Origin of the sequence: Shewanella sp. (genome assembly GCF_013214165.1) — a bacterium.
GTDB lineage: Bacteria > Pseudomonadota > Gammaproteobacteria > Enterobacterales > Shewanellaceae > Shewanella.
In genome coordinates this window covers 110233-132453 of sequence record NZ_JABSSM010000021.1, presented here as the reverse complement: position 1 = coordinate 132453, position 22221 = coordinate 110233, and the positions used below count along the sequence as shown (strand labels likewise).

19 protein-coding genes and 1 tRNA gene are annotated in these 22221 nt (G+C 46.3%); 10 read left to right on the top strand and 10 right to left on the bottom strand.

The annotated features are described in order from the left end of the window. Positions 1–1122 precede the first annotated feature (1122 nt). The 5 genes from HRU42_RS08030 to rpsU all read right to left on the bottom strand — a co-directional run bounded on the left by HRU42_RS08030 (position 1123) and on the right by rpsU (position 6129). Positions 1123–1199 (bottom strand) — tRNA-Ile (locus HRU42_RS08030). A gap of 471 nt (positions 1200–1670) precedes the next feature. Continuing rightward, positions 1671–3500 carry an RNA polymerase sigma factor RpoD gene (gene rpoD, locus HRU42_RS08025; RefSeq protein ID WP_295030107.1) on the bottom strand — a complete coding sequence of 610 codons (1830 nt, stop codon included), beginning with the start codon at positions 3498–3500 and terminating at the stop codon, positions 1671–1673. A 128-nt stretch (positions 3501–3628) separates the two neighbouring features. Further along, positions 3629–5356, bottom strand: coding sequence for a DNA primase (gene dnaG, locus HRU42_RS08020; RefSeq protein ID WP_295030105.1), 1728 nt, complete (start codon positions 5354–5356; stop codon positions 3629–3631). 107 nt (positions 5357–5463) lie between these two features. Next, complete coding sequence (locus HRU42_RS08015) at positions 5464–5907, bottom strand: GatB/YqeY domain-containing protein (RefSeq protein ID WP_295030103.1); 444 nt, start codon at positions 5905–5907, stop codon at positions 5464–5466. Between the two features lie 6 nt (positions 5908–5913). Further along, complete coding sequence (gene rpsU, locus HRU42_RS08010; protein WP_006080725.1) at positions 5914–6129, bottom strand: 30S ribosomal protein S21; 216 nt, start codon at positions 6127–6129, stop codon at positions 5914–5916. Between the two features lie 318 nt (positions 6130–6447). Between rpsU and tsaD the strand changes: the two genes are divergently transcribed. Next, entirely contained in the window at positions 6448–7461 is a 1014-nt protein-coding gene (gene tsaD, locus HRU42_RS08005) for a tRNA (adenosine(37)-N6)-threonylcarbamoyltransferase complex transferase subunit TsaD (RefSeq protein ID WP_295030101.1), read from the top strand. Positions 7462–7571: 110 nt separating this feature from the next. Here tsaD and plsY read toward each other — a convergent pair whose 3' ends face one another. After that, positions 7572–8180: a glycerol-3-phosphate 1-O-acyltransferase PlsY gene (gene plsY / locus HRU42_RS08000; RefSeq protein ID WP_295030100.1), complete on the bottom strand. Its 609-nt coding sequence runs from the start codon at positions 8178–8180 to the stop codon at positions 7572–7574. Between the two features lie 284 nt (positions 8181–8464). Here plsY and folB point away from each other — a divergent pair, with 284 nt between their 5' ends. The 5 genes from folB to HRU42_RS07975 all read left to right on the top strand — a co-directional run bounded on the left by folB (position 8465) and on the right by HRU42_RS07975 (position 12324). After that, entirely contained in the window at positions 8465–8818 is a 354-nt protein-coding gene (folB, locus tag HRU42_RS07995) for a dihydroneopterin aldolase (RefSeq protein ID WP_295030099.1), read from the top strand. Continuing rightward, the gene (gene folK, locus HRU42_RS07990) at positions 8819–9349 is read left to right on the top strand and encodes a 2-amino-4-hydroxy-6-hydroxymethyldihydropteridine diphosphokinase (RefSeq protein ID WP_295030097.1); all 531 of its coding nucleotides are present in this window, start codon (positions 8819–8821) and stop codon (positions 9347–9349) included. Positions 9350–9420: 71 nt separating this feature from the next. Next, complete coding sequence (locus HRU42_RS07985) at positions 9421–10221, top strand: undecaprenyl-diphosphate phosphatase (RefSeq protein WP_295030096.1); 801 nt, start codon at positions 9421–9423, stop codon at positions 10219–10221. 62 nt (positions 10222–10283) lie between these two features. Next, complete coding sequence (locus HRU42_RS07980; RefSeq protein ID WP_295030094.1) at positions 10284–11228, top strand: putative RNA methyltransferase; 945 nt, start codon at positions 10284–10286, stop codon at positions 11226–11228. A gap of 193 nt (positions 11229–11421) precedes the next feature. Next, on the top strand, positions 11422–12324 hold the full coding sequence (locus HRU42_RS07975; RefSeq protein ID WP_295030092.1) for a L,D-transpeptidase family protein: 903 nt from the start codon (positions 11422–11424) through the stop codon (positions 12322–12324). A gap of 290 nt (positions 12325–12614) precedes the next feature. Here HRU42_RS07975 and HRU42_RS07970 read toward each other — a convergent pair whose 3' ends face one another. Together HRU42_RS07970 and HRU42_RS07965 are read right to left on the bottom strand one after the other, a co-directional pair. Then, positions 12615–12881, bottom strand: coding sequence for an Lpp/OprI family alanine-zipper lipoprotein (locus tag HRU42_RS07970; RefSeq protein ID WP_112352032.1), 267 nt, complete (start codon positions 12879–12881; stop codon positions 12615–12617). 220 nt (positions 12882–13101) lie between these two features. Continuing rightward, positions 13102–14343, bottom strand: a complete 1242-nt coding sequence (locus HRU42_RS07965; protein WP_295030090.1) for a multifunctional CCA addition/repair protein — start codon at positions 14341–14343, stop codon at positions 13102–13104. Positions 14344–14552: 209 nt separating this feature from the next. On the opposite strand from HRU42_RS07965, the gene HRU42_RS07960 reads away from it, so the two are divergent. The 3 genes from HRU42_RS07960 (at position 14553) to HRU42_RS07950 (ending at position 18325) form a co-directional block, all read left to right on the top strand. Next, the gene (locus HRU42_RS07960) at positions 14553–16157 is read left to right on the top strand and encodes an ExeA family protein (RefSeq protein ID WP_295030089.1); all 1605 of its coding nucleotides are present in this window, start codon (positions 14553–14555) and stop codon (positions 16155–16157) included. After that, entirely contained in the window at positions 16157–17101 is a 945-nt protein-coding gene (locus HRU42_RS07955) for a general secretion pathway protein GspB (RefSeq protein WP_295030087.1), read from the top strand. Before HRU42_RS07960 ends, HRU42_RS07955 begins: the two co-directional genes overlap by 1 nt. Before the next feature lie 243 nt (positions 17102–17344). Next, entirely contained in the window at positions 17345–18325 is a 981-nt protein-coding gene (locus HRU42_RS07950; protein ID WP_295030085.1) for a transposase, read from the top strand. A gap of 345 nt (positions 18326–18670) precedes the next feature. On the opposite strand, the gene nhaD is transcribed toward HRU42_RS07950, so the two are convergent. Next, entirely contained in the window at positions 18671–19918 is a 1248-nt protein-coding gene (gene nhaD / locus HRU42_RS07945; RefSeq protein WP_295030083.1) for a sodium:proton antiporter NhaD, read from the bottom strand. A gap of 534 nt (positions 19919–20452) precedes the next feature. On the opposite strand from nhaD, the gene HRU42_RS07940 reads away from it, so the two are divergent. After that, a complete protein-coding gene (locus HRU42_RS07940) occupies positions 20453–20653 on the top strand; it encodes a hypothetical protein (RefSeq protein ID WP_295030081.1) in 201 nt (66 codons plus the stop codon). 229 nt (positions 20654–20882) lie between these two features. Here the strand turns inward: HRU42_RS07940 and hemL are convergent, their stop codons facing one another. Next, a complete protein-coding gene (hemL, locus tag HRU42_RS07935) occupies positions 20883–22169 on the bottom strand; it encodes a glutamate-1-semialdehyde 2,1-aminomutase (protein ID WP_295030079.1) in 1287 nt (428 codons plus the stop codon). Between the last annotated feature and the right edge of the window lie 52 nt (positions 22170–22221).

Below are 22221 nucleotides of genomic sequence, written 5' to 3'. Positions count from 1 at the left end.
GAGTGAGCTGATGGTACTGTTTGTTCATGACAGACTCTGAATTTGTGTGTGAGAACTAAAATTCTGCCTTCAGCTCTCTCACTTTTCAACCTTAATCTGTTGCACTTATTGTATTACTCCAGCGTTAGTACAACTACTCAGTCATTTTTAGCCATCACAATTAGGCATAAGAAATCTATTGATAAAAGCATAAAATAATACGTAATTATTGTTACGTATTATTGTTCGGTTTAAGGATCGCTTCTAGAATGGATTGCTAGATATCAGCAATAAGTGCCGATTAAGTTAAAGTGCCAAAATCTTATGGGTGTCCACTTATCCTAGTTGCATAAACATCAGCGTGTTGATATTTTATGTTACGAACAAACAGTCACCTACTGCTAATTTAACTTTCATAACGTCAGAATAGGCATGTTGTGAAATAGCCTCTTTTATGATGGGTGGCTTGATAAATTGGCCTCTTTTATGATGGGTGGCTTGATAAATTGGCTGGCCTTTCTACTTAGATTGGCCCATTCATCTGCCTCAATCCCTTGGTACCACTGAGCTGAATGAAACCTAGTTTCACCCCATTCATCGACGGTAGAACTAACTCCATCTAATCCAGTTGACTATTAGCCTGAACTATCTCTCAGAACCATCCCACTAGGCCATCACGCCCTCTATAACCTTAGAGTCTCAGCATTGAGTGTAATTACATTGCGGCTCGCTATCGCTCGTTACGGGCTTGAACAACACCGAAGTGACATAGTTCATTGCGTTCTACTATTGAGGACCTGAGTATTCACTGAACCTATCGACTTAATGGCTTGGATTCTGAGTGTAATTTAAAAATTGCAGTAGTTCGACGACGCCGTCGGTAGTAGTCAGCATTTATGGGTGAATGACATTGGTTTTAATGAGTAAGGTTTTGATGCGGTAATCGACTAGCCATTACATCAATCTTGGGTGTTTTGAATATCTGAACGGGATTAAGTATCGGGGTCATCGAGATGAATTTTGGCAAGTGGTTTTACTGATGATTTTGAAGTGGATTGATATTGGTGAATACCGGAGATAGACAGGAGGAATCTTATAGACATGAAAAAGCCGCTTGAATTTCTTCAAGCGGCTTATCAAAATTGGTGGCCCCTCACAGACTTGAACTGTGGACCTGACGATTATGAGTCGTATGCTCTAACCAGCTGAGCTAAGGGGCCTACTAAAGGAAGTCGTCACTACCTGAAGCGACGAGAAGTATACGAGGTTTAAATGCGCTTGTCACCCGTGTTTTGCACAGAAATGCTAACTTTAAATTCAACTGCTTATCTGTTAATCAATCCTAGGGCTACAAAGCGCTAACTGGCATTTTTATGAGCAGAAAAAGAGCTGGGAATGGCTAAAAACATGGGGTGACGAATTATTCATCAGTTTGTTTTTGGTAAGTGTCAGCCTGATTTATAATAATAGCACTGCTATAAACCTTAATTTATCTTAGATCTTAGCCGTTAACCTATTCCCGGCTCTGAATTTATCCCATAACCATAACTAAGAGCTGAACTTAGCTGTTAATCTTAGGACATTATTTAAACAGAGAATGGAAAGAGAATGACATGAGTGGCAAAACAAAAAGCCCCACCAAAAATGGCAGGGCTTTCGAGTCTCAACGAGCTAATGCTTAGCGACTAGACTTAGTCGTCAAGGAAAGACTTGAGGATCTCAGAGCGAGAAGGGTGACGTAGCTTGCGCAGCGCCTTAGCTTCAATCTGACGAATACGCTCACGGGTCACGTCGAACTGCTTACCCACCTCTTCTAGGGTATGGTCAGTGTTCATGTCGATACCGAAACGCATACGCAACACCTTGGCTTCACGGGCCGTTAGACCGGCTAATACTTCGTGAGTCGCGTTTCTCAGGCTCTCGCCTGTGGCAGAGTCTAAAGGTAGCTCGAGAGTGGTATCCTCGATGAAATCACCTAAGTGCGAATCTTCGTCATCACCGATAGGTGTTTCCATTGAGATAGGCTCTTTGGCAATCTTAAGTACCTTACGGATCTTATCTTCAGGCATCAGCATACGCTCAGCCAGTTCTTCAGGAGTCGGCTCGCGGCCCATTTCCTGTAGCATCTGACGAGAAATACGATTCAGCTTGTTGATTGTCTCAATCATATGCACCGGGATACGGATCGTTCTTGCCTGATCGGCAATAGAGCGAGTGATCGCCTGACGGATCCACCAAGTTGCGTAGGTTGAGAACTTATAACCACGACGATATTCGAACTTATCAACCGCCTTCATCAGGCCTATGTTACCTTCCTGAATAAGATCCAGGAACTGCAGGCCACGGTTGGTGTACTTTTTCGCGATAGAGATAACCAGACGCAAGTTAGCTTCTACCATCTCTTTCTTAGCGCGGCGAGCCTTAGCTTCACCGATCGACATACGACGGTTGATATCCTTGATAGACGCAATCGCGAGTCCGGTTTCTTTCTCGATAATATCGAGCTTGAAGCGACAACGACGAACGTCAGGCTCGATCATCTTTAAACCTTCAACATAAGGTTTCTTAGAGGCGAGTTCGGTATCAAACCAGGCTATGCTGCTTTCGTCGGCGGTATAACCCTTAACGAAGTTTTTCTTAGGCATCTTAGCTTGTTCGACACAGAGCTTCATGATCAAACGTTCTTGAACACGGACCTTATCCATGGTGGCACGCATGTTCTTGACTAAGCGGTCGAACTGCTTAGGCATGAGACGGAATTCTTTAAATAATTCACCAATCTCAAACAGGGCAACGGTTGCTTCAGGATGGCCACGACCCTTGTCTGCGATGATCCTCAGCGTATTCTCATGTACTTCTCTTAGCTGAGTGAAGCGTTCTTTAGATTCTTCAGGATCCGGTCCTTTTGGACCTTCCTCTTCCTCATCTTCATCATCCTTTGAGTCATCTTTGTCGAGCTCATTTTGTGACAAGTCTGAACCAATGTGAGTAGCCGTTGGGGCGATATCATCGGCATTAGGGTCGATAAAACCTGAGATGATATCGGATAGACGAACTTCTTCGGCTTCATAGCGATCGAATTGATCGAGGATCGCCGCAATCGCTGGAGGGTACTCGGCGACCGATGCTTGAACGGTATAAATTCCTTCTTCGATACGTTTAGCGATAACGATCTCGCCTTCACGGGTAAGAAGTTCAACAGTCCCCATTTCACGCATATACATGCGGACGGGATCTGTTGTACGACCAAGCTCGGCCTCTACCGTTGCAAGTGCAGCGGCAGCTTCTTCTGCAGCATCATCATCTGTGCTGTCTTCTGTCATCATGATTTCATCAGCATCCGGCGCCTGTTCATAGACGCGAATACCCATGTCATTAATCATCTGGACAATATCTTCGATCTGGTCTGCATCGACCATATCAGCAGGCAAGTGATCATTCACTTCTGCATAGGTTAAGTAGCCTTGCTCTTTACCTTTAGCTAGCAACAGTTTAAGTTGCGACTGAGGAGTGTGCTCCATAGATATCATCCAAGTTGGGTAACGGTTAAAACGACGGGCAATAACTTATCGCCACGCAAATCGTCCATTATAGCCTTGTGCGCTTCCATGTACTAGTCCAAGTATTTAGTTTTAAGACATAAAGTGTCTTAATTTTGCCCTTGTATGACTGCAATCAGCTTGCTGAGCTGAATCCTTTCTTCTTTAGTATGGTTCTGTTTTAGACTCAATTCCTGATATCGCTGCTCAATATATTGATTATTGAGCCAGATCAGGGTTTTTTTAAACTCTTGTTGCAAGTTTTCATCCGCCACTTGATGGTCCCATTGGGTCAGTTTTTTGAGGGTGCGTAATTGCGGAGCATCCCTGTACTGTTCAAGTAGTTGTGCGCTGTTTTTAACTTGTTTACGAGTAACGTCTAGCAAGTGGATCAGCAAATCTACGCCGGCCATCTTGATGTGTTTCAGTGCCGGCTGCACCGGCAGTCCCTCACCTAACATAGGATGTTGTACTAGCAGTGCGATGGCTAGTCGCAATGGGGTTCCTCGTCCTTTTAACGCTTTATTCTGTAGAGTTTGGCCCTGATGTTTAGAGCTGAAACCTAACTTTCTTCTTAACTCATCGGCACCGTTCATTCCGAGTTTATAGGCTAGATTTTCCAGCAGTAAACTCTGTAGAACGGTGTCTTGTACTCTCTCAATCAAACTAATGGCTTGCTTAGCTAATGTCCCTTTATCGGCGCCATGGCGTTGGGCTAACGTCTCAAAAAGAAACTCGGGGAGTGCTTTAGCATCATCAATCTGACTTTCGAATGCTTGTTTTCCTATCTGGCGCACCATGGTATCTGGATCTTCACCTTGAGGCAGGAACATAAATCTAACTTGGTTACCGGGTTTGAGCAGTGGCAATGCAGTTTCTAATGCACGCCATGCGGCTTCTACCCCGGCTCTGTCACCGTCATAACAACAGATGACCTCCTTGGCACTACGCAACAGGAGTTGAAACTGCTCTGCGGTGGTTGCTGTACCGAGAGAGGCGACGGCATAGTCGACATCAAACTGTGCCAGTGCCACCACGTCCATATAGCCTTCGACTATCAGTACTCGCTGTGGTTCTCTGTGACGCTGCTTAAGCTCATAGAGTCCGTACAGCTCATTGCCCTTATGAAATATGGGCGTTTCCGGAGAATTCAAGTATTTGGGCGTGCCATCGCCTAAAACTCTTCCGCCGAAGCCAATAACCCGGCCTCGTCTGTCACGAATAGGGAACATTAACCGGTCGCGAAATCGGTCGTAACGTCTGCCATTATCGTTTTCTATCACCATTCCTGCGGTGAGTAGTTTATCTTGGGAATCCTGATTCTGGCGGTAGCGACTGAGTAAACCATCCCAGCCCTCTGGTGCAAATCCGATATTGAAGTGTTCTATTACTTTCTCGGACAGGCCTCGATGATCCAGATAATCGAGCACTTTTTGTTTGTCTTTATCTTGTCTAAGCTGGCTCTGAAAGTGTCGGCTAGCTTCTTCCATCAATTGATACAGGTCGCGGCTCAATCCTTCATCGCGTCTCTTACCTGTACCTTGCTCCCTGGGCACTTCGAGACCCAGTTGGCCAGCGAGCTCTTCTATGGCGTCGATAAAATCGAGACGGTCGTATTCCATGACAAAATCGATGACATTGCCATGGGCACCACAGCCGAAACAATGGTAGAACTGTTTATCTCTACTGACGGTAAAAGAAGGTGATTTCTCACTATGAAACGGACAGCAGGCAGAGTGGTTTTTACCCGCCTTCTTAAGGGGCACCTTAACGTCGATCAAGTCGACAATATCGATGCGAGCTACTAGCTCATTGATAAAATCACGAGGTATCGCCATTAGTTTAGTAAATGCCGCCTTTCGCTATTAGCGCAAAATGAAAAACTGAAACTGTACAAACAAACAAGCCGCGCAAGAGCACGGCTTATTTACGCATTATTCTTAAGTTACTTAAGTTTAGCTCTGATCATAGCGCCTATTGCCGCCATATCAGCTCTGCCTAAGACTTTAGGTTTTAATGCGCCCATTACTTTGCCCATATCCGCCATGGAGGATGCGCCCATCTCTTCGATGCTTGCATCAACTAGCACGGCAATTTCCTCTTCAGTAAGAGGCTGAGGCAGGAATACTTCAAGAACCTTGATCTCTTCCGCTTCAATTGCTGCTAGTTCGTCACGTCCGGCTGCACTATATTGTGTAATCGAATCGCGACGCTGTTTAACCATCTTGGTTAAGACAGCTATAGCTTGGTCGTCAGTCAGACTCTCGCGGGTATCCACTTCAATCTGTTTGACGGCGGCTAGCGCCATACGGATAGTCCCCAAACGTACCTTAGCTTTGGCACGCATGGCGTCTTTCATTTGGCTTTTTAGCTGATCTACTAGGCTCATAATAGATTAGTATAAACGTACGCGACGAGCGTTTTCGCGAGAAAGCTTCTTAGCAAGACGCTTAACTGCAGCGGCTTTAGCACGCTTACGTGCAGTAGTTGGCTTCTCGTAGAACTCACGAGCGCGAACATCAGCTAAGATACCGGCTTTTTCACAAGAGCGCTTAAAACGACGTAGAGCTACGTCAAATGGTTCATTTTCGCGTACTTTAATTATTGGCATACGCCATCACCCCTTAGGTGTAGTTTGTAGAGAGTCAATTTCTCGACTCAAGTTTATTTAAAAATGGTGCGGAATTCTATACCGAATTAAGCGTGTTTGTAAAGCATATTTCGCGATCATATTCTAGATCCTTTCACCATCGCGATCTTAGTCGAGACCTCGGCTAAGTCATGCTCGAAATATTTCGTGTATACCCGCTAATGATCACTGTAATTGGTGCAATTATCAGGAGGACCAAAATCAACAACAAGTCTATTGGTATAATTAAAGCACAGCAGGTAGAATTAGCAGCCTTTTATGACACTTTGACGGGATACGATGCGGGTTTTAGGTATTGAAACATCTTGCGATGAAACAGGAATAGCCGTTTATGACGACGAGCTAGGCTTGTTATCTCACACATTATATAGCCAGGTAAAGCTACATGCCGATTACGGTGGGGTTGTCCCCGAGCTGGCATCTCGCGATCACGTGAGAAAGGTTGTGCCCTTGATCAAGAAGGCACTCGCCGATGCTAACAGCACCATGGATGACATAGATGGTGTGGCTTATACCACAGGCCCAGGTCTGGTCGGTGCCTTATTAGTCGGTGCCTGTGTGGGACGCTCATTAGCCTATTCATGGGATAAGCCTGCCGTTGGCGTGCACCATATGGAAGGTCATCTCTTAGCCCCTATGCTAGAGGATAATGTGCCTGAGTTTCCTTTTCTTGCGCTGTTAGTATCCGGCGGGCACTCTATGATGGTGGCCGTCGAAGGTATAGGACAATATGAAGTGCTCGGCGAGTCTGTTGACGATGCCGCAGGTGAAGCATTCGATAAAACCGCGAAACTCATGGGGCTAGATTACCCAGGTGGGCCAAGGTTAGCTAAGCTGGCAGAGAAAGGCGAGACTGGTCACTACCGTTTTCCGCGTCCTATGACGGATAAACCTGGGCTAAATTTCAGCTTTTCTGGTTTGAAGACCTTCGCCGCCAATACGATTGCCAAAGAGCCAGACGATGAGCAGACCCGTGCCAATATCGCCCTGGCGTTCGAAGAAGCGGTTGTCGATACACTCTCTATCAAGTGTCGCCGTGCATTGAAACAAACCGGTTATACTCGCTTAGTCATTGCCGGAGGGGTGAGTGCAAATTCACGCCTGCGCAGCTCGCTAGCCGAGATGATGAAAAATTTAGGCGGAGAAGTCTTCTATCCCAGAGGCGAGTTTTGTACCGATAATGGTGCCATGATCGCCTATGCCGGTTTGCAGAGACTCAAGGCGGGTCATACCGAAGATTTAGGCGTCAAAGGTATGCCACGCTGGTCGTTAGACTCGCTGCCTCCGCTATAGACGCTAAATAAGCTGCAAGTGTTAAGCGATAAGTGGCAAGTAATAAAAACACCTGGTTTGCAGATGCAAACAGGTGTTTTTTTATGTTTGGTGTCTAGGCTCGCTACGGCTTAAATTTTATCTTTCTTCTTGCGTGACACCTTAGATTCTTCACCCTTTATCAGCCTGCTAATATTGTCCTTGTGTCTGATGACTATCAAGGCCGAGAGCATGGAGACCGGGATGATGAATCTGTCGTCTAGGTACCAGGTATACGCGGGGGCGAGTATGGCTGCGATAATGGCGGCGAGTGAGGAGTAGCGGCAGATCAGTACCATGAGGATCCATGTGCCTATCAGAGAAAGTGCTAAGTCATGACCAATTGGGGCCATGGCGCCGAATGCGGTCGCGACGCCTTTGCCACCTTTAAATTTAAAGAAGATAGGGAAAATATGGCCGAGGCAGGCGGCGATAGCAATCAGGCCAAGGGAGACAGGGTCGACCCCTATGCGGAAGGCTAAGTAAGCGGGCAGGGCACCTTTTAACATGTCAAAGAATAGCACCATGGCAGCTGAGCTGGCTCCGCCTATGCGCAGGACATTGGTCGCCCCAGGATTGCCTGAGCCTGCTGTTCTTGGGTCGGGAAGCCCACGCATTTGACAAACGAGCACGGCGCTGGAAATTGAGCCAGCCAGATAGGCGGTCAATATCATTACCAGAGTGAGTACTGTTATGGTCAAATTGGTTTCCTTATCCGTCTTAAGGTATCATCGCGCCACAATATTTTTCAGTGCTAAGCCATAATCACAACTTTCTATTTTATCTGCTTTGCCTGAGAGGTAAAATCCTTCTACAGGGCCTTATCCTACTTGGGATTTGTACCGTTAGAAAGAGGCATTTAGCAAATTAATAGATAAGATTGGCATTATATCTTTTTTATCCGTAAACGCTTATCAGACCTCTTGAGCCGAAGGGCGCAAATGAGCCCTCATCGATGAGGAACGAGTCTGGTTTTGGAGAGATCATGGACAGAGTATTAATAAGACAGTTAAAAATAGAAACTGTTATCGGGATCTATGAGTGGGAGAAGAAGATCCATCAGAACTTGTTGATCGATCTGGATATGGCTTGGGATAACAAGCCTGCCGCGGATAGCGATGATTATCAGTATGCCTTGTGTTATGAGACGGTATCGAATCGATTAACGGCCTTGATAACCGAAAAGCCAATTGAACTCATCGAAACCGTAGCCGAGATGATCGCTAGCTGTTTAATGGATGAGTTTGATGTGCCTTGGGTCAAGGTGACTGTGATGAAACCAGGAGCCGTGCCTGGTGTTGCGGCCGTCGGTGTCGAGATTGAGCGGGGTTATTGTTAGATGTTATCTCGTGTTTATATCAGCCTAGGCAGTAATATTGAGCCTGAGCGCTTCCTTAAGTCGGGATTAAGTGACCTAAGCTATCACTTTGGTGAGCTCTTGCTCTCCTCTGTGTATGAAAGTGAAGCGGTTGGCTTTAAAGGCAGTAACTTTTTAAATATGGTCGTTGGCGTCGATACCGATTTGAGCATAGGTGAACTAGTATCGCTGTTTAAGCAGATCGAGCAAGACAATGGCCGTCTGGTGGGGGCTAAAAAGTTTGCTCCCAGAACATTGGATCTGGATCTGCTGCTCTATGGTGACAAGGTAACGCTCGATCCTGTCGAGTTGCCGAGGGCTGAAATCTTAACTAATGCCTTCGTTCTCTGGCCCATGGCTGAGCTTGCTCCCGATTTGGCCCATCCTTCGGTGAACACGCGTTATCAAACCTTGTGGCATGAATACGATAAAACTCAGCAAAAACTTTGGCCTATACCCTTTGTCTGGACTCAGACTTTGGCGGATGAAGCCTCGACTCTTAACTCACTCTAAGTACAAATCTTGGCTCTCACCTAAGTACACATTTAACCACTAGGTGTAGATTCATTAAACAGGAAATATGCATGGACACATTTCAGGTCATAGTATTAGCCTTAATTCAGGGCTTGACCGAATTTTTACCCATCTCAAGCTCGGCGCATCTCATCTTGCCTGCGCAACTCCTTGACTGGGAAGATCAAGGCCTGTCCTTCGATGTCGCCGTTAATACTGGTTCTTTGTGCGCCGTTATCATCTATTTCAGGCGTGAGCTGTGGTCGATGTTTATTGCCTGGGGTGGCAGCATGTTCAAGGGCGAGCACAATGATGAGAGTAAACTCGCCTGGTGGATCATACTGGCGACTATACCGGCGGTCATAGTCGGCTTCGCCGCTAAAGATTTTATTTCTACTCATCTGCGAAATATCGAGGTGGTAGCGACGACCACTATCGTGTTTGGACTCTTGCTGTGGTGGGCCGATAGAATGACCAACAAGGGGCTGACTGAGTTTCAAGTGGGTTGGAAGAAGGCGTTGATCATAGGTGTGGCTCAGGCCATGGCGCTGATCCCTGGCACATCCCGCTCCGGTGCGACCATTACGGCGGCCTTGATGCTGGGCCTAGGACGTGAGGCCGCGGCGCGCTTTTCATTCCTGATGTCGGTACCTATTAGTTTAGGGGCGGCAATTCTGGTGACTAAGGATCTGATATCCAGTGGTGAGGCGATAGATTATCAGGCCATGTCACTGGGTATTATGGTCTCTTTCCTCGCCGCTTACGCCTGTATTCATGTATTTTTAAAGCTGGTCAGCCGCATTGGAATGACTCCCTTTGTCGTTTATCGACTGGCACTGGGCGCACTCTTGTGTGTGTTTATATTCGCTTAATTATCACAAACTGTGACTTCCTGGGCTACAGGAAGCCACAGCTTCATCGTTAAAGAGACATTATGAAAAGTATTTATCTATGCCCTGTGTGTAACCAGCCTCTGATGATCCATGAGGAATCTCAAGGATTACACTGTAGTAATAAGCATCATTTCGACAAGAATGATAAGGGTTACTGGGTATTTAGTCTGGCTAAAAAGCCCAAATTTGACTCTAGGCAGGTGATGCGGGGTAAGCGTTTCTTACTCGAGTCTGGCGTATTCTCACCGCTGGTCGACACCTTAGCCGAGATGCTCAAGCCTGAGCTGGCGCATATGGCGTCAGAAGAGGTCATTGCGCATCTGGAATATGATTGTGGCGAAGGCTACTATCTGAGAGCGATAAAGTCGGCCCTCAGTGGATCCTTGCAACAAGCCGGATTAAATCTGCTGCAGCATGGGATCAATGAAGCCGAGAATGCACTCTTCTCGGCGGCTAAGATCGACGCTGAAGCTGAAGCTGAGGCTGAATCTGAATCTGAATCTGAAACTAGCAGTGATGCTACTAACGACTCAAATAGTGATTCAACTAGTACCAGTGAGCAGGCAGAAAAAAGCACCTTAATTGTCAGTAGCCTAAGAGCACTTCCTTTCGCAGATGCTAGCTTCGATCTGATCACACTGATCGATAAGCAGCTCAAGGGCAAAGAGCCGCTACGTGTCCTCAAGCAAGCGGGTTATCTATTGCAGGTCTCTCCCGCCCCACGGCACCTTTGGCAGTTGAAAGGCTATATCTATCCAGATATGAAAGAGAAGGCGATACAATCGGGTCAAGTAAGTGGACTCGAATTATTAGCGAGTCAGAGAGTGACATTTAAGCTCAATGCTGACGGTGAGCAAGCCCTGATACTGCTGGAAATGACGCCGTATGCGTGGCGGGCCAATGATAAAATACGTAAGAAGATCGCCTCGGCTAACTTCGAAGGGTTAGAGATCGACTTTATTGTTACCCTGTCGAAGAAAATATAAGGCTAGCGTGGCAAATTAACCTCGGCTGAACGGTTTGGTTTTATCCCTCGATAGGGCTAGGATATCGTGGCAGTAGGGGTTAACATTTAAGCTGAATATGAGTATTTGAGTTATCTGCTGGTCCTTATATTAATTGGTGTTAGCAGTCGTCACATTCGATTTGATAGTAGAGAAGAAGGAAATAGAGATACCTATGATGAGAATATTGCTGTTGTTCATCTTAAGTGTGATCCCAGGCATTAGTATGGCCAACGTGTATGATCTGCCAGAAAAGGGCAGTCGTCTCATCGGTGAACTTCAGGAGCATCTGGTACAGAAGGGGGATTTTTTTCAGACGATTTCCAAACAGTACAATGTCGGCATTCTGGAACTGATGGAGTCAAATCCAGGCGTGGACCCATTTTTACCGACGCCGGGGACTGTACTCATCATACCGACCCAGATGTTGCTACCGGATGTGCCAAGAGAGGGGATAGTACTCAACTTACCGGAATTGAGACTCTATTATTTTCCTAAAAATGGTAAGCAAGTCCATGTATTTCCTGTGGGGATAGGTCGTATAGGCCGTGAAACGCCCGAGATGGTCACTAAGATAAAGGCGAGGATCCCTAACCCGAGTTGGACGGTACCTGCCAGCATACGTAAGGAACATCTGGAGCGCGGCGAAGTCTTGCCCGCCATAGTACCGGCCGGACCGGACAATCCCTTGGGTGACTACGCCATGCAGCTGTCTTACGGTGATGGCAGTTATTTGATCCACGGGACTAATCAAGACTTTGGCATCGGCATGCGTGTCAGCTCAGGTTGCGTGCGTCTTAATCCCGATGATATCGAGTGGCTGTTTTACCAGACAAAGTATGGCGATCCTGTGCGGGTGATCAATCAGACAGTCAAGATCTCTACCGAGCCCGATGGCCGTCACATCATAGAGGTGCATTCTGCCCTGTCTAAATCTGAGCTAGAGATGCAGCAAGAGAAAGTGGTGACCATGAGCGCTAACATAGTCAAGTTCATCAGCCAGGACAATGTAGACAGCTTCAAGGCTAACGATGCCTTGCTGACTCAAAACGGCCTGCCGGTGAATATAGCGCTGTAGATAAGGTGTGTCGTTCGGAGCTAGTAGCTAGGCGAGGGAGTGACTAGTGGCTAGTGGCTAGGAAAGAAAATTAGCTGAACAGTGTGAAGATGCGTCCCCAGAGGGCGCTTTTTTGTGGGCGGAATTTGTTGAAGTTTGAAGAATGATATTTTTAAGCGATAAGTGATAAGCGTGACTGCAATGAGCTTAATCTTACTGATGCTTACAGCTACTTGAACTTGTGTGGGGGGATTTAGCTTAGAAGGAGGCGAACATATCGGCAACACATATGTGTTGCCGATACAGACAAATTACTTCTTGTAAGAAGAAGCAACGTTGTCGATGCGATCGTTAGCACGCTTAGCTTCAGCTTGTGCGTCCATAGCTGCCGCTTTTGCATCTTTAACGTCTGCAGAAAGAGCACCTTGCTCAGACTTTAGAGAGCTAACTTCAGAAGACAGTTGATCAACCTTGTTACCTAGGTTTGAAATGCTTTCTTCTAGAGCAGTAGTGTTTGCACAGCCACCTAGTAGGGCAGTCATTGCTACACCAGCAATCATCAGTACTTTTTTGTTCATTGGGAAATCCCTTTAGATAGGTTGGATAGATATGGAACAGCTGTACCATACAGCTGCAACGACTAGATTATGTCATAGCTGATGCATATTGCTACGAATTTTCACCCTAAGGCCTGAATAGCTTAGCTAATGCATTATTTAATGCAAGTTTAGTGCCTGAATAGTAAGCTGTTCGCGTAGAATTTTACCAAGTCAGAGACAAAGCCGTGTTCACTAAAGGCTAGAGTGCAGCATTTTTATTAACGTTATTTTTCACTTCTGAGACAATCTCGATACGCTTTATGTGTAGTTGCTGCTTTATCTCAGCCCCTCTAAAACCGGCGTCAATAATAGGTTTTACCGCAACGGCATTCGCAGCTTCGAAGGTGAGGGTAAAGTAGTTGGCCTGGGGATACGCTTGACCTTCTAACCCGAGTCGGCCTCTGGCATCGGCTTCACAGGCTAGGGCTATCTGTTGCAGGCGTTGGGGCTTACGCCAGAGATCGGCCTTATCGAAGAGCTTAATCAGAGTCTCGGGGCGTAACTGGTCAATATTGTGAATGTTTTGGTGCAGCTCGCTGACGAGCATTGCTAAATCCCGGTAGTCGTTGGGGACCTTTATTCGCGCGCATAGGGCCTTAATTGGCGCTAAGCCTTTCTGTCCGTGGCCATGGTGCTTAGGCAAGTGTTCCTTGGGGCTCAGGGCTTTACCGAGATCGTGTACCAGGGCTGCAAATCGCACCGAGTTATCTTTGGTGAGCTTAGCAGCTTGCTCGAGTACCATGAGTGTATGTATGCCTGTATCTATCTCAGGGTGCCATTTTGCAGGTTGAGGTACACCGAACAGGGCGTGTATCTCGGGAAAGAGGACCCTAAGAGCGCCACATTGGTGGAGTACGTCGATAAAGATGTGTGGATTGTCGGTACTCAGGGCCTTGTCTAGTTCTTGAAATACTCTTTCTGCAGTTAGGGCTTCTAATTCACCGCTTTGACTTATGTTGGCCATCATGGTGAGGGTTTCATCGGCGATGGTGAAACCTTGGGCATGGAACCTAGCGGCGAATCTGGCGACTCTGAGTACTCTTAAAGGGTCTTCGATGAAGGCATCGGAGACATGTCTCAGCACCTTGTTGTTTAGGTCGTCTACACCGCCATAGGGATCATAGAGTTTACCATCATCATCTTGAGCTATGGCGTTGACGGTGAGATCCCGACGGAGCAGATCTTGCTCTAGGGTCACATCCGGGCTGGCGTGACAGGTGAAGCCGCCATAGCCTGAACCTGTTTTTCTCTCCGTTCTGGCTAAGGCATATTCTTGCTGAGTCTTGGGGTGTAAAAACACCGGGAAATCTTTGCCGACACGATGAAAGCCCTTGGCTAACATCTGCTCTTGTGTTGCACCTACTACCAGGTAATCTCTATCTTTGACCGGTAGCTTGAGTAAGCTATCGCGGACAGCGCCGCCAACGAGGTAAATTTTCACAATTTAAATCACAGTTTTCATGTATGGACCAGATGGGTCAGATCTTAACATGTATTCGCCTATTTGATTCAGTGTCGCTCGGACGCTTAATTTACAGTCTTTTATCGCTTTTTGTTCAGCATCTTTTGACAAGGCGAACGGTTAGCTTTAGTTTTAACTGATTTTTGTATTTAATAACCGATAAGTACAGGTTAAGGATTGATTTCAGTATGTACAAGGCGTTTTTTGGCTTAAGCGATAACCCTTTCTCTATCGCACCTAATCCCCATTATCTATTCCTTAGTGACCGGCACCGTGAGGCCTTGGCTCATTTGACCTATGGGTTGGGTGAAACCGGTGGCTTTGTATTATTAACCGGTGAAGTGGGCACGGGTAAGACGACAGTATCCCGTTGTCTGCTTAATCAACTCCCTGAAAATACTGACACCGCATTCATTCTAAACCCATCACTGACAGAGCAGGAGCTATTGGCCACCCTCTGTGATGAGCTTAGTATTGTGTATGACAAAGACCCTAGCCTGAAGCAGCTAACGGATCTTCTGAGTCAGTTCCTGCTGGGAAATCATGACAAAGGCAGAAATACTGTGCTGATCATAGATGAAGCCCAGCATCTCAGGGCCGAAGTACTAGAGCAGTTACGTTTATTGACCAACCTGGAAACAGACACCAAGAAACTCTTGCAGGTTATCTTGATCGGTCAACCTGAGTTGCAGCAGTTACTGAGAAGACAAGAGCTTCGCCAGCTCGCGCAAAGAATTACCGCTCGCTATCATCTACTTCCGCTTACGCTCGAAGAGGTGGGCCTTTATGTGCAACATAGACTCAAGGTGGCAGGGCGTCATGAACCCTTGTTTAATCCAAGGTCGATCAAGGCGCTACATAAATACAGTGGCGGCATCCCAAGATTGATTAACTTGCTCTGTGAGCGTGCATTAATGGCGAGCTATGCTCAGTCTAAGGTGCCTATCGATCAGGAAATGGTGAGCTCGGCTGCAGCTGAAGTGTTCGGCGAGGATATCAAACAGCGAAGTTATTTTTTGCCTATCGCTGTCGGGTCCGTGCTGGCGCTTAGTTGTGTTTTAGGGGTTATGTTATGGGGCAAGCTTTTACCTGATAACTCAGCAGCAAGTTCTGCGGGCAGCAGTCTAGCTTCACCATCTTTGGTGCAGGAAAATAAGGCCCAGGTTTCCAGTTCCAATCAAAGGGTACTCAATGGCGCGATAGCACAAAGTAGAGACATAGATACCGCCTATGCCAGCATCTTAGGTCTCTGGGACCGAGTGCCCTATATCGGCTTATCTGCCTGTCAATCGGCAGAGCAACAGGGCCTCTCCTGTTTTCAGCAGCAGGGGAATTGGAACTCGTTAACTCGCCTTAACTTCCCCGCAGTCGTTTATCTTATCGATAGTCAACAAGAGGCTTTCTATGGCACTGTGGTTTCACGTCATGGCGAACAGCTGTTACTACAACTCAATGAACAGCAACTTTGGGTCGACAGAGACTGGTTTACGCGTCACTTTAGCGGTACGTTCGAGATCTTGTGGCAAGCACCAATTAGCCTGCCAAGAGAGATAGGACAAGGCTCTAACTCAGAGCAAATCCAATGGCTTGAAAACAGTTTAGCCAAAATTGATCATACTGCACCAAGATTAGTCGATGGTTTCGATGCGCAATTAGAAGATAACTTGATGCGTTTCCAACGTGAGCATGGCCTTAGAGCCGATGCCATTGCCGGGAGTCAGACATTAGTGCAGCTTAACCTCTACCTTAGCGCCGAAGGTCCCAGGTTAGTCGAAGCGAGAAGGAGCTACTAATGTCCATTCTACTCGATGCGGTGACACGTGCTAAAAGCCAGGAGCTGGATGCTGGTATCGATCCCGTATTAACGCCTAGGGCTCAGTATGATAATTTCTCTGGTAACAGGCAGAGATATTTACCCGTCCTCTTGGTGGGATTCATTCTCATACTCCTGGCCATCATAGCTTGGTTGGGCCAGGGCTATCTTGTCGGTGATTCCAGTCAAGTATCTGAGCCTAAATTAGCACTGGCACTTCAGCAAGAGCCTAATGAAATACCTGCCACATCTCCGCAACTTGGTTCATTAGAAAATGAGCAGAGTATTAGACTCGCGGGAAAGGTGGCCTTGCCTGTAGCGACCGAGCGCCCCAGGGCCGAACGTTATCTTGATAATAGGCCGCAGCAAATGCAATATGTTGAGCCCGCCACGACTTCAACTAAAGCGGCAACGACTGGTTTAACTCATCGTTCGGTCAGTGAGCCGATCATACTTGGGGCCAATGCCAATCAGCAGGGTCAAGATATGCTTGCGACTCTGAAGTTCAAAGTCAATCGAGCCGCATCTGAGGTCGGATTGGAACTGGCTTCTGCTACGCCGAACAAGTATCAAGATGAAAATAACTTATTGGCCGCCTTTGAGGCTGCGTTAACAGCGGTTGAGGTAAGAAACTCACTCGCGGCTCCCATGACTGCGCGTGAACTCGATCTTATGCCAGCTGAAAAATCAGATACCCTGCCCAAGTATGGTCAGTTACCTGGCGGACTCCAGTTGCAGGTGCCTGAATTTAATATCAATGCCCATGTGTATTCCACCAATCCTGACAATCGTTGGCTCAATGTTGATGGGGCTGAGCTACAGGAAGGCGATAAGATTGGGGGGAAGCTAGACATAGTTGAAATTAGATCCAGAGATGTGGTGTTATCGATACAAGGCACTAAATTTAAGGTACCGGCGATATAGAGAAAAAAAATAGAGACAGCCATAAAAAAAATAGAGACAGAAAAAAAATAGAGACAGCCATAAAAAAAATAGAGACAGGGATTGTTAATCAAGAAATAGAGACAGGCATAAAAAAAATAGAGACAGCCATTAAAAAATAGAGACAGGCATTATTAATTGGCAAAACTTGAGAGAGGGATTGTTAATTGATGAATCAAGGGCCACCTACTAAGCTTTAAACATTGGTTGATGTAGGAGGTGGCTATGCCCCGTCCACGAAATACTCAAATTAGTATTGAAGACACTTTATTCTACCATTGCTGCAGCCGAACAGTCCGACAAACCTTCATTGCGGGAGTGGATGATTTTACAGGGAAATCTTATGAGCATCGGCGTGGATGGATTGAAAATCAGATATTAAATTTAGCGGGCGTGTTTGCTATTGATGTGGCGGCTTATGCGGTAATGAGTAATCATCTTCACTTGGTGCTGCGTATTGATATCGAACTTGCCAATAGGTGGAGTGACAGAGAGGTGGTAGAGCAGTGGCATCAACTGTTTAAAGGGACTGAAATCACTCAGAAATTTGTAAAATGTGAGATAATTGAAAGCCATGAAATCATCGCCCTCAAACATTCAATAGCCGTATATCGAGGCAGATTAAGTGACATAAGTTGGTTTATGCGCTGTCTCAATGAGCCAATCGCGAGGATGGCGAATAAAGAGGATAACTGCACGGGGCATTTCTGGGAAGGGCGGTTCAAGAGCCAAGCTTTACTCGATGAAACCGCAGTGCTGGCTTGTATGGCATATGTAGAGCTCAATCCTATTAGGGCAAAAATGGCTAAAACCCCGGAAGACTCTGACCATACGAGTCTCCAATTGCGAGTTAACGCCGCTTTAAAAGGTAAACAACCAGAAAAACTCCTGCCTTTTATTGGAAATGAACAACTGAACCAAGCTAAAGGCATAAACTTCTCACTCAAAGAGTATCTAGAGCTGGTCGATGAAACTGGCAGGATAATCCGTGATGACAAGCGTGGGGCTATATCTTCAAGTGCATCTAAGATATTAACTAGAATCAATATCTCAGCAGATAACTGGATAAAACTGACTTCTGAATTTGGTAAATTATTTCATGGCCCAGTAGGAACCTTGCAAGAGCTCACCAGCTATTGTGAACATTTAGATAAGCGACGACGGCACTTTGCTAAGTGCTGTCAATATCTAGAAACTAGCAGATAACTAGACTGCATCAACAGACTCTATCTCCCTTTTCCCTCCTCAATAACTTGAGGCCACAAGTCCTGCCTGAAAATCGCTATTTTGTTTGAAATCCTCCTATCGCTAGAGTTTCACTGAAAAATATGTGACGCTATCGGGAATACCCAACGTTTAATCAAGTCGAGTTTAAAGTTGATGCCAATTTCTGTTGAGTTTGGATTATGTTATTGATTTATAATGGCTGGCTCTGATTTTATGGATTATGTTATTGATTTATAATGGCTGGCTCTGATTTTAGGCTCTGATTTTACAGATAAAAGAGGGCGCCGATTGGCGCCCTCTTTTGGTCTGCTCGGTTGAGCTGGCTTAACCGAAAAATTTATATGATAGGAATAGGGTTAGCCCGTAACCCACGCTATAGCACAATAGCAGCGCAGGTACATATTTAAGGTAACTGACAAAGGTGAGTTCCTTTACCTTGCTCATGGCAATGATGCCTGCCGCCGATCCTATGACGAGCAGTGAACCTCCCACACCAACCGAGTATGTTAATCCTAGCCACTCTGGGGTGCTGAGTACTGGCTGGGCTTTTAACAGCGCCGCAGTTAGCGGCACATTATCGAGTAATGCCGAGCCTATACCCGCTACAAAATTAGAGATATTTGGATCAAATTGAGCGTAGACCTGAGTGAGTAGATCTAAGGCACCAATCTCCTTTAGCATGCCTACTAACAGCAAGATACCGAGGAAAAATAACAAGGTATCATATTCAACTTGCCTGATATATTCGAGGATCTGTAGCTCTTCTTTATTGGTGCGCGAGGTGGTGCCCACTAGGAACATGATAGATAAACCGGTTAAGAAGGTCAGCACCGGCGGGATGCCAAACAAGACATTCAGTGCCATGGTCGCCACTATGGTAGAGAAGAATATGATGGCAATTATCACATCGACCCTTTGAAAACTCCGCGTGATCGGCGTGGTGCTGACATGTCCTTCAGCCTTGAGAGAGAAGAGCACGGCTAGCAACATCACACTGACGGTTGCAGGTATGAAGAGCACTATGAGTTCGGACATCTGCACATGGCCACCGAGAAAGATCATCAAGGTAGTGACATCACCCGTGATCAAGGCAACCCCGCCTGAGTTTACGGCAAAAATGATTAACACCGCCATGCGGCGACGCATCTGGCTATCGAGCTTAAAGGTGGTTAACAAGCCCAGTGAGACCAGAGTCGCGGTGACGTTGTCACAGATAGCGGACAGTACCAGCGAGAAGAAAGCGACTTGTATCATGAGTAAACGTACGGATACTCGTTGGGGGAAAAGCTTCTGTACCAGTATTTGGATCATGCCTTTCGCGTTGAGATAGGCCACAAATGTCATGGTCGACATGAGGAACAGCCAGAGGCTTGCTATCTCGAGTAGGTTTTCGTTGAGTTCAGCTTCGACGAGTTTCTCATGGCTAGCATCTCCGGCCGAGATAAATAGTACGATCCATGAGATACACCCGAAGAATAGGGTTGTCTTGGTTTTATTGAGGTGCGTGACCTCTTCGAAAATGATACTTAATAGGGCTAAAACAGCGAGGGATATCAGGAATATGTTGAGCATACATCAGTTCCTACAGAAGATTTTTATTGCCTGGTGCGGGCAAGCAATATCCAGAATTAAGGTTTATTTAAGCTTGGTGTGTCGAGCGGGCGGATTAGGCCACACAGATGTTAATAACACAAGTGTTAACTGGCTCTGTTTTCCGGTGTTTTTGTGCAGCGGAGCATCTTGCATTAGGCTAGTTAAGCCGAAATTTGAGCCTGATTTTTAATTTATTAAATCCTGTTCATTTGATATGAACATTTGAGTAACGTGAGTAAGTTTAGAAAAGTGTGAAATGATTTCTTATCATTAGATGGTATTTGTAATCCAATAAAAGACTTGGGTTCAATGGCTTATCGATATTGGTTTGATATCCAATGCAGTTAACTGAAAAATCAGTATGCCCGTCATTTTTTGTGACAGAGTCAAATAATTGACCGCTCAATAAATAATCAGTATCTTGTACTTATTATAGCCACTAGGTCTAGCATTTTAGGCTCTAATTCCTGAGTGCAGATAAAACCTAGAGCAGAAGTGTTTTGTTGGGGGCGTATGAAGTTTATATTTCGAGCCGTGTTGCTGTTAGGCTCCTTAGTTTGGCTGGTGATTTGTGCTATACAGCTCGTTAATTTAGGCATTGTGAACAAGCCTTCTATTGCCATGGATAATAGCCCACTGCTTATTCAAGGCGTTATCGCTTTGTTTATCCTACGCTCGACTTGGGGCTCAAAGAGAAACCGAGATGGTTTCTAGTCTTAAATATTCACTATTGCCTTGGTATTCCTTGGGAATTTGACCTCGCTATTGAGTTAACGAGTTACTTAGTCATCTTAGCGAATACGCGATCGGCAGCTGCCAATATCGCCACTATCTCTTTCTCGCTGTGAGTTGTAGATAGGTAAGCTGGCTTCTGCCAATATGAATCTGGCAATAAAAAAGGACGCTTGAAGCGTCCTTTTCTGTACTAGTAAATTTAGTTAACTTATTTAGCCATCTTAGCAAAGACACGATCGGCAGCTGCCAGTGTCGCTTCGATCTCTTTCTCACCGTGAGCCATCGACAGGAAACCTGCTTCATAAGCACTCGGTGCTAAGTAAACACCTTCATCTAACATGCCGTGATAGAAGATGGGGAACTTGTCGGCATCACATTTAGTGACTTGAGCGAATGTTGTTACCTTCTCTTCTTCGGTGAAGAATAAACCGAACATGCCACCCACATAGTTGATGGACATAGGGATGCCGTGCTTGTTCGCCGCAGCCTTGAAGCCCTCTGCGATACGCTTAGTCTTAGCGGCAAGCTCTTCGTAGACGCCGTCTTCACAGAGTGCATCCAGTTGAGCAAGGCCAGCAGACATGGCAATTGGGTTACCCGATAGTGTGCCCGCCTGATATACCGGCCCCGTAGGTGCGATAAACTGCATCACGTCCTTACGCCCGCCGAATGCGCCAACAGGCATGCCGCCACCGATCACTTTACCAAGAGTCGTTAGATCAGGTGTGATGCCGTAGTGGCCTTGAGCGCCGCCCTTAGATACACGGAAACCTGTCATTACCTCATCGATAACAAGCAAGGCACCGTACTGATCACAGAGAGTACGCAGGCCTTCTAAGAAACCTTTTACTGGTGGGATACAGTTCATGTTGCCGGCAACAGGCTCGAGTATGATGCAAGAGATCTCTTCTGGATATTGCTCGAACAGTGCCTTGACTGAATCAAGCTCATTATAGCTGGCTGTCAGTGTGTGCTTAGCGAAATCTTCAGGGATCCCAGGAGAGCTTGGCTGACCCAGAGTCAGAGCACCGGATCCAGCTTTAACCAATAAGCAGTCGGCGTGGCCGTGGTAACAGCCTTCAAATTTCAAGATCTTGTCACGGTTAGTGAAGCCTCGTGCCAAACGAATCGCACTCATGGTGGCTTCGGTACCTGAACTCACCATACGCACCTGTTCCATGGAAGGCACCATCTCGATGACCTTCTCCGCCATTTTGACTTCAAGCTCAGTCGGGGCACCGAAAGATAGACCATTTTCAACCGCGTCTAAAACGGCTTGACGGATCTTAGGGTGGTTATGACCTAAGATCATCGGTCCCCAAGAACCGACATAATCGATATATGCCTTACCGTCGGCATCATAGATATAGGCGCCATCGGCTTTCTCGATGAAGAGTGGCGAGCCACCTACGCCATTGAAAGCACGTACTGGCGAGTTAACGCCACCGGGGATCGTTTTTTTAGCCTGTGCAAATAGCGTTTCGGAGCGGGTCATAATCAATCCTTAAAGTCAGTCATCTGATTAAAATTAGGCTTTCGTGAATACC

What these genes read in the sequence shown, in the direction of transcription:
- rpoD (WP_295030107.1), bottom strand. Translation starts at nt 3,500, where the DNA reads ATGGAGCACACTCCTCAGTCGCAACTTAAACTGTTGCTAGCTAAAGGT.
- dnaG (WP_295030105.1), bottom strand. Translation starts at nt 5,356, where the DNA reads ATGGCGATACCTCGTGATTTTATCAATGAGCTAGTAGCTCGCATCGAT.
- HRU42_RS08015 (WP_295030103.1), bottom strand. Translation starts at nt 5,907, where the DNA reads ATGAGCCTAGTAGATCAGCTAAAAAGCCAAATGAAAGACGCCATGCGT.
- rpsU (WP_006080725.1), bottom strand. Translation starts at nt 6,129, where the DNA reads ATGCCAATAATTAAAGTACGCGAAAATGAACCATTTGACGTAGCTCTA.
- tsaD (WP_295030101.1), top strand. Translation starts at nt 6,448, where the DNA reads ATGCGGGTTTTAGGTATTGAAACATCTTGCGATGAAACAGGAATAGCC.
- folB (WP_295030099.1), top strand. Translation starts at nt 8,465, where the DNA reads ATGGACAGAGTATTAATAAGACAGTTAAAAATAGAAACTGTTATCGGG.
- folK (WP_295030097.1), top strand. Translation starts at nt 8,819, where the DNA reads ATGTTATCTCGTGTTTATATCAGCCTAGGCAGTAATATTGAGCCTGAG.
- HRU42_RS07985 (WP_295030096.1), top strand. Translation starts at nt 9,421, where the DNA reads ATGGACACATTTCAGGTCATAGTATTAGCCTTAATTCAGGGCTTGACC.
- HRU42_RS07980 (WP_295030094.1), top strand. Translation starts at nt 10,284, where the DNA reads ATGAAAAGTATTTATCTATGCCCTGTGTGTAACCAGCCTCTGATGATC.
- HRU42_RS07975 (WP_295030092.1), top strand. Translation starts at nt 11,422, where the DNA reads ATGATGAGAATATTGCTGTTGTTCATCTTAAGTGTGATCCCAGGCATT.
- HRU42_RS07970 (WP_112352032.1), bottom strand. Translation starts at nt 12,881, where the DNA reads ATGAACAAAAAAGTACTGATGATTGCTGGTGTAGCAATGACTGCCCTA.
- HRU42_RS07960 (WP_295030089.1), top strand. Translation starts at nt 14,553, where the DNA reads ATGTACAAGGCGTTTTTTGGCTTAAGCGATAACCCTTTCTCTATCGCA.
- HRU42_RS07955 (WP_295030087.1), top strand. Translation starts at nt 16,157, where the DNA reads ATGTCCATTCTACTCGATGCGGTGACACGTGCTAAAAGCCAGGAGCTG.
- HRU42_RS07950 (WP_295030085.1), top strand. Translation starts at nt 17,345, where the DNA reads ATGCCCCGTCCACGAAATACTCAAATTAGTATTGAAGACACTTTATTC.
- nhaD (WP_295030083.1), bottom strand. Translation starts at nt 19,918, where the DNA reads ATGCTCAACATATTCCTGATATCCCTCGCTGTTTTAGCCCTATTAAGT.
- HRU42_RS07940 (WP_295030081.1), top strand. Translation starts at nt 20,453, where the DNA reads ATGAAGTTTATATTTCGAGCCGTGTTGCTGTTAGGCTCCTTAGTTTGG.
- hemL (WP_295030079.1), bottom strand. Translation starts at nt 22,169, where the DNA reads ATGACCCGCTCCGAAACGCTATTTGCACAGGCTAAAAAAACGATCCCC.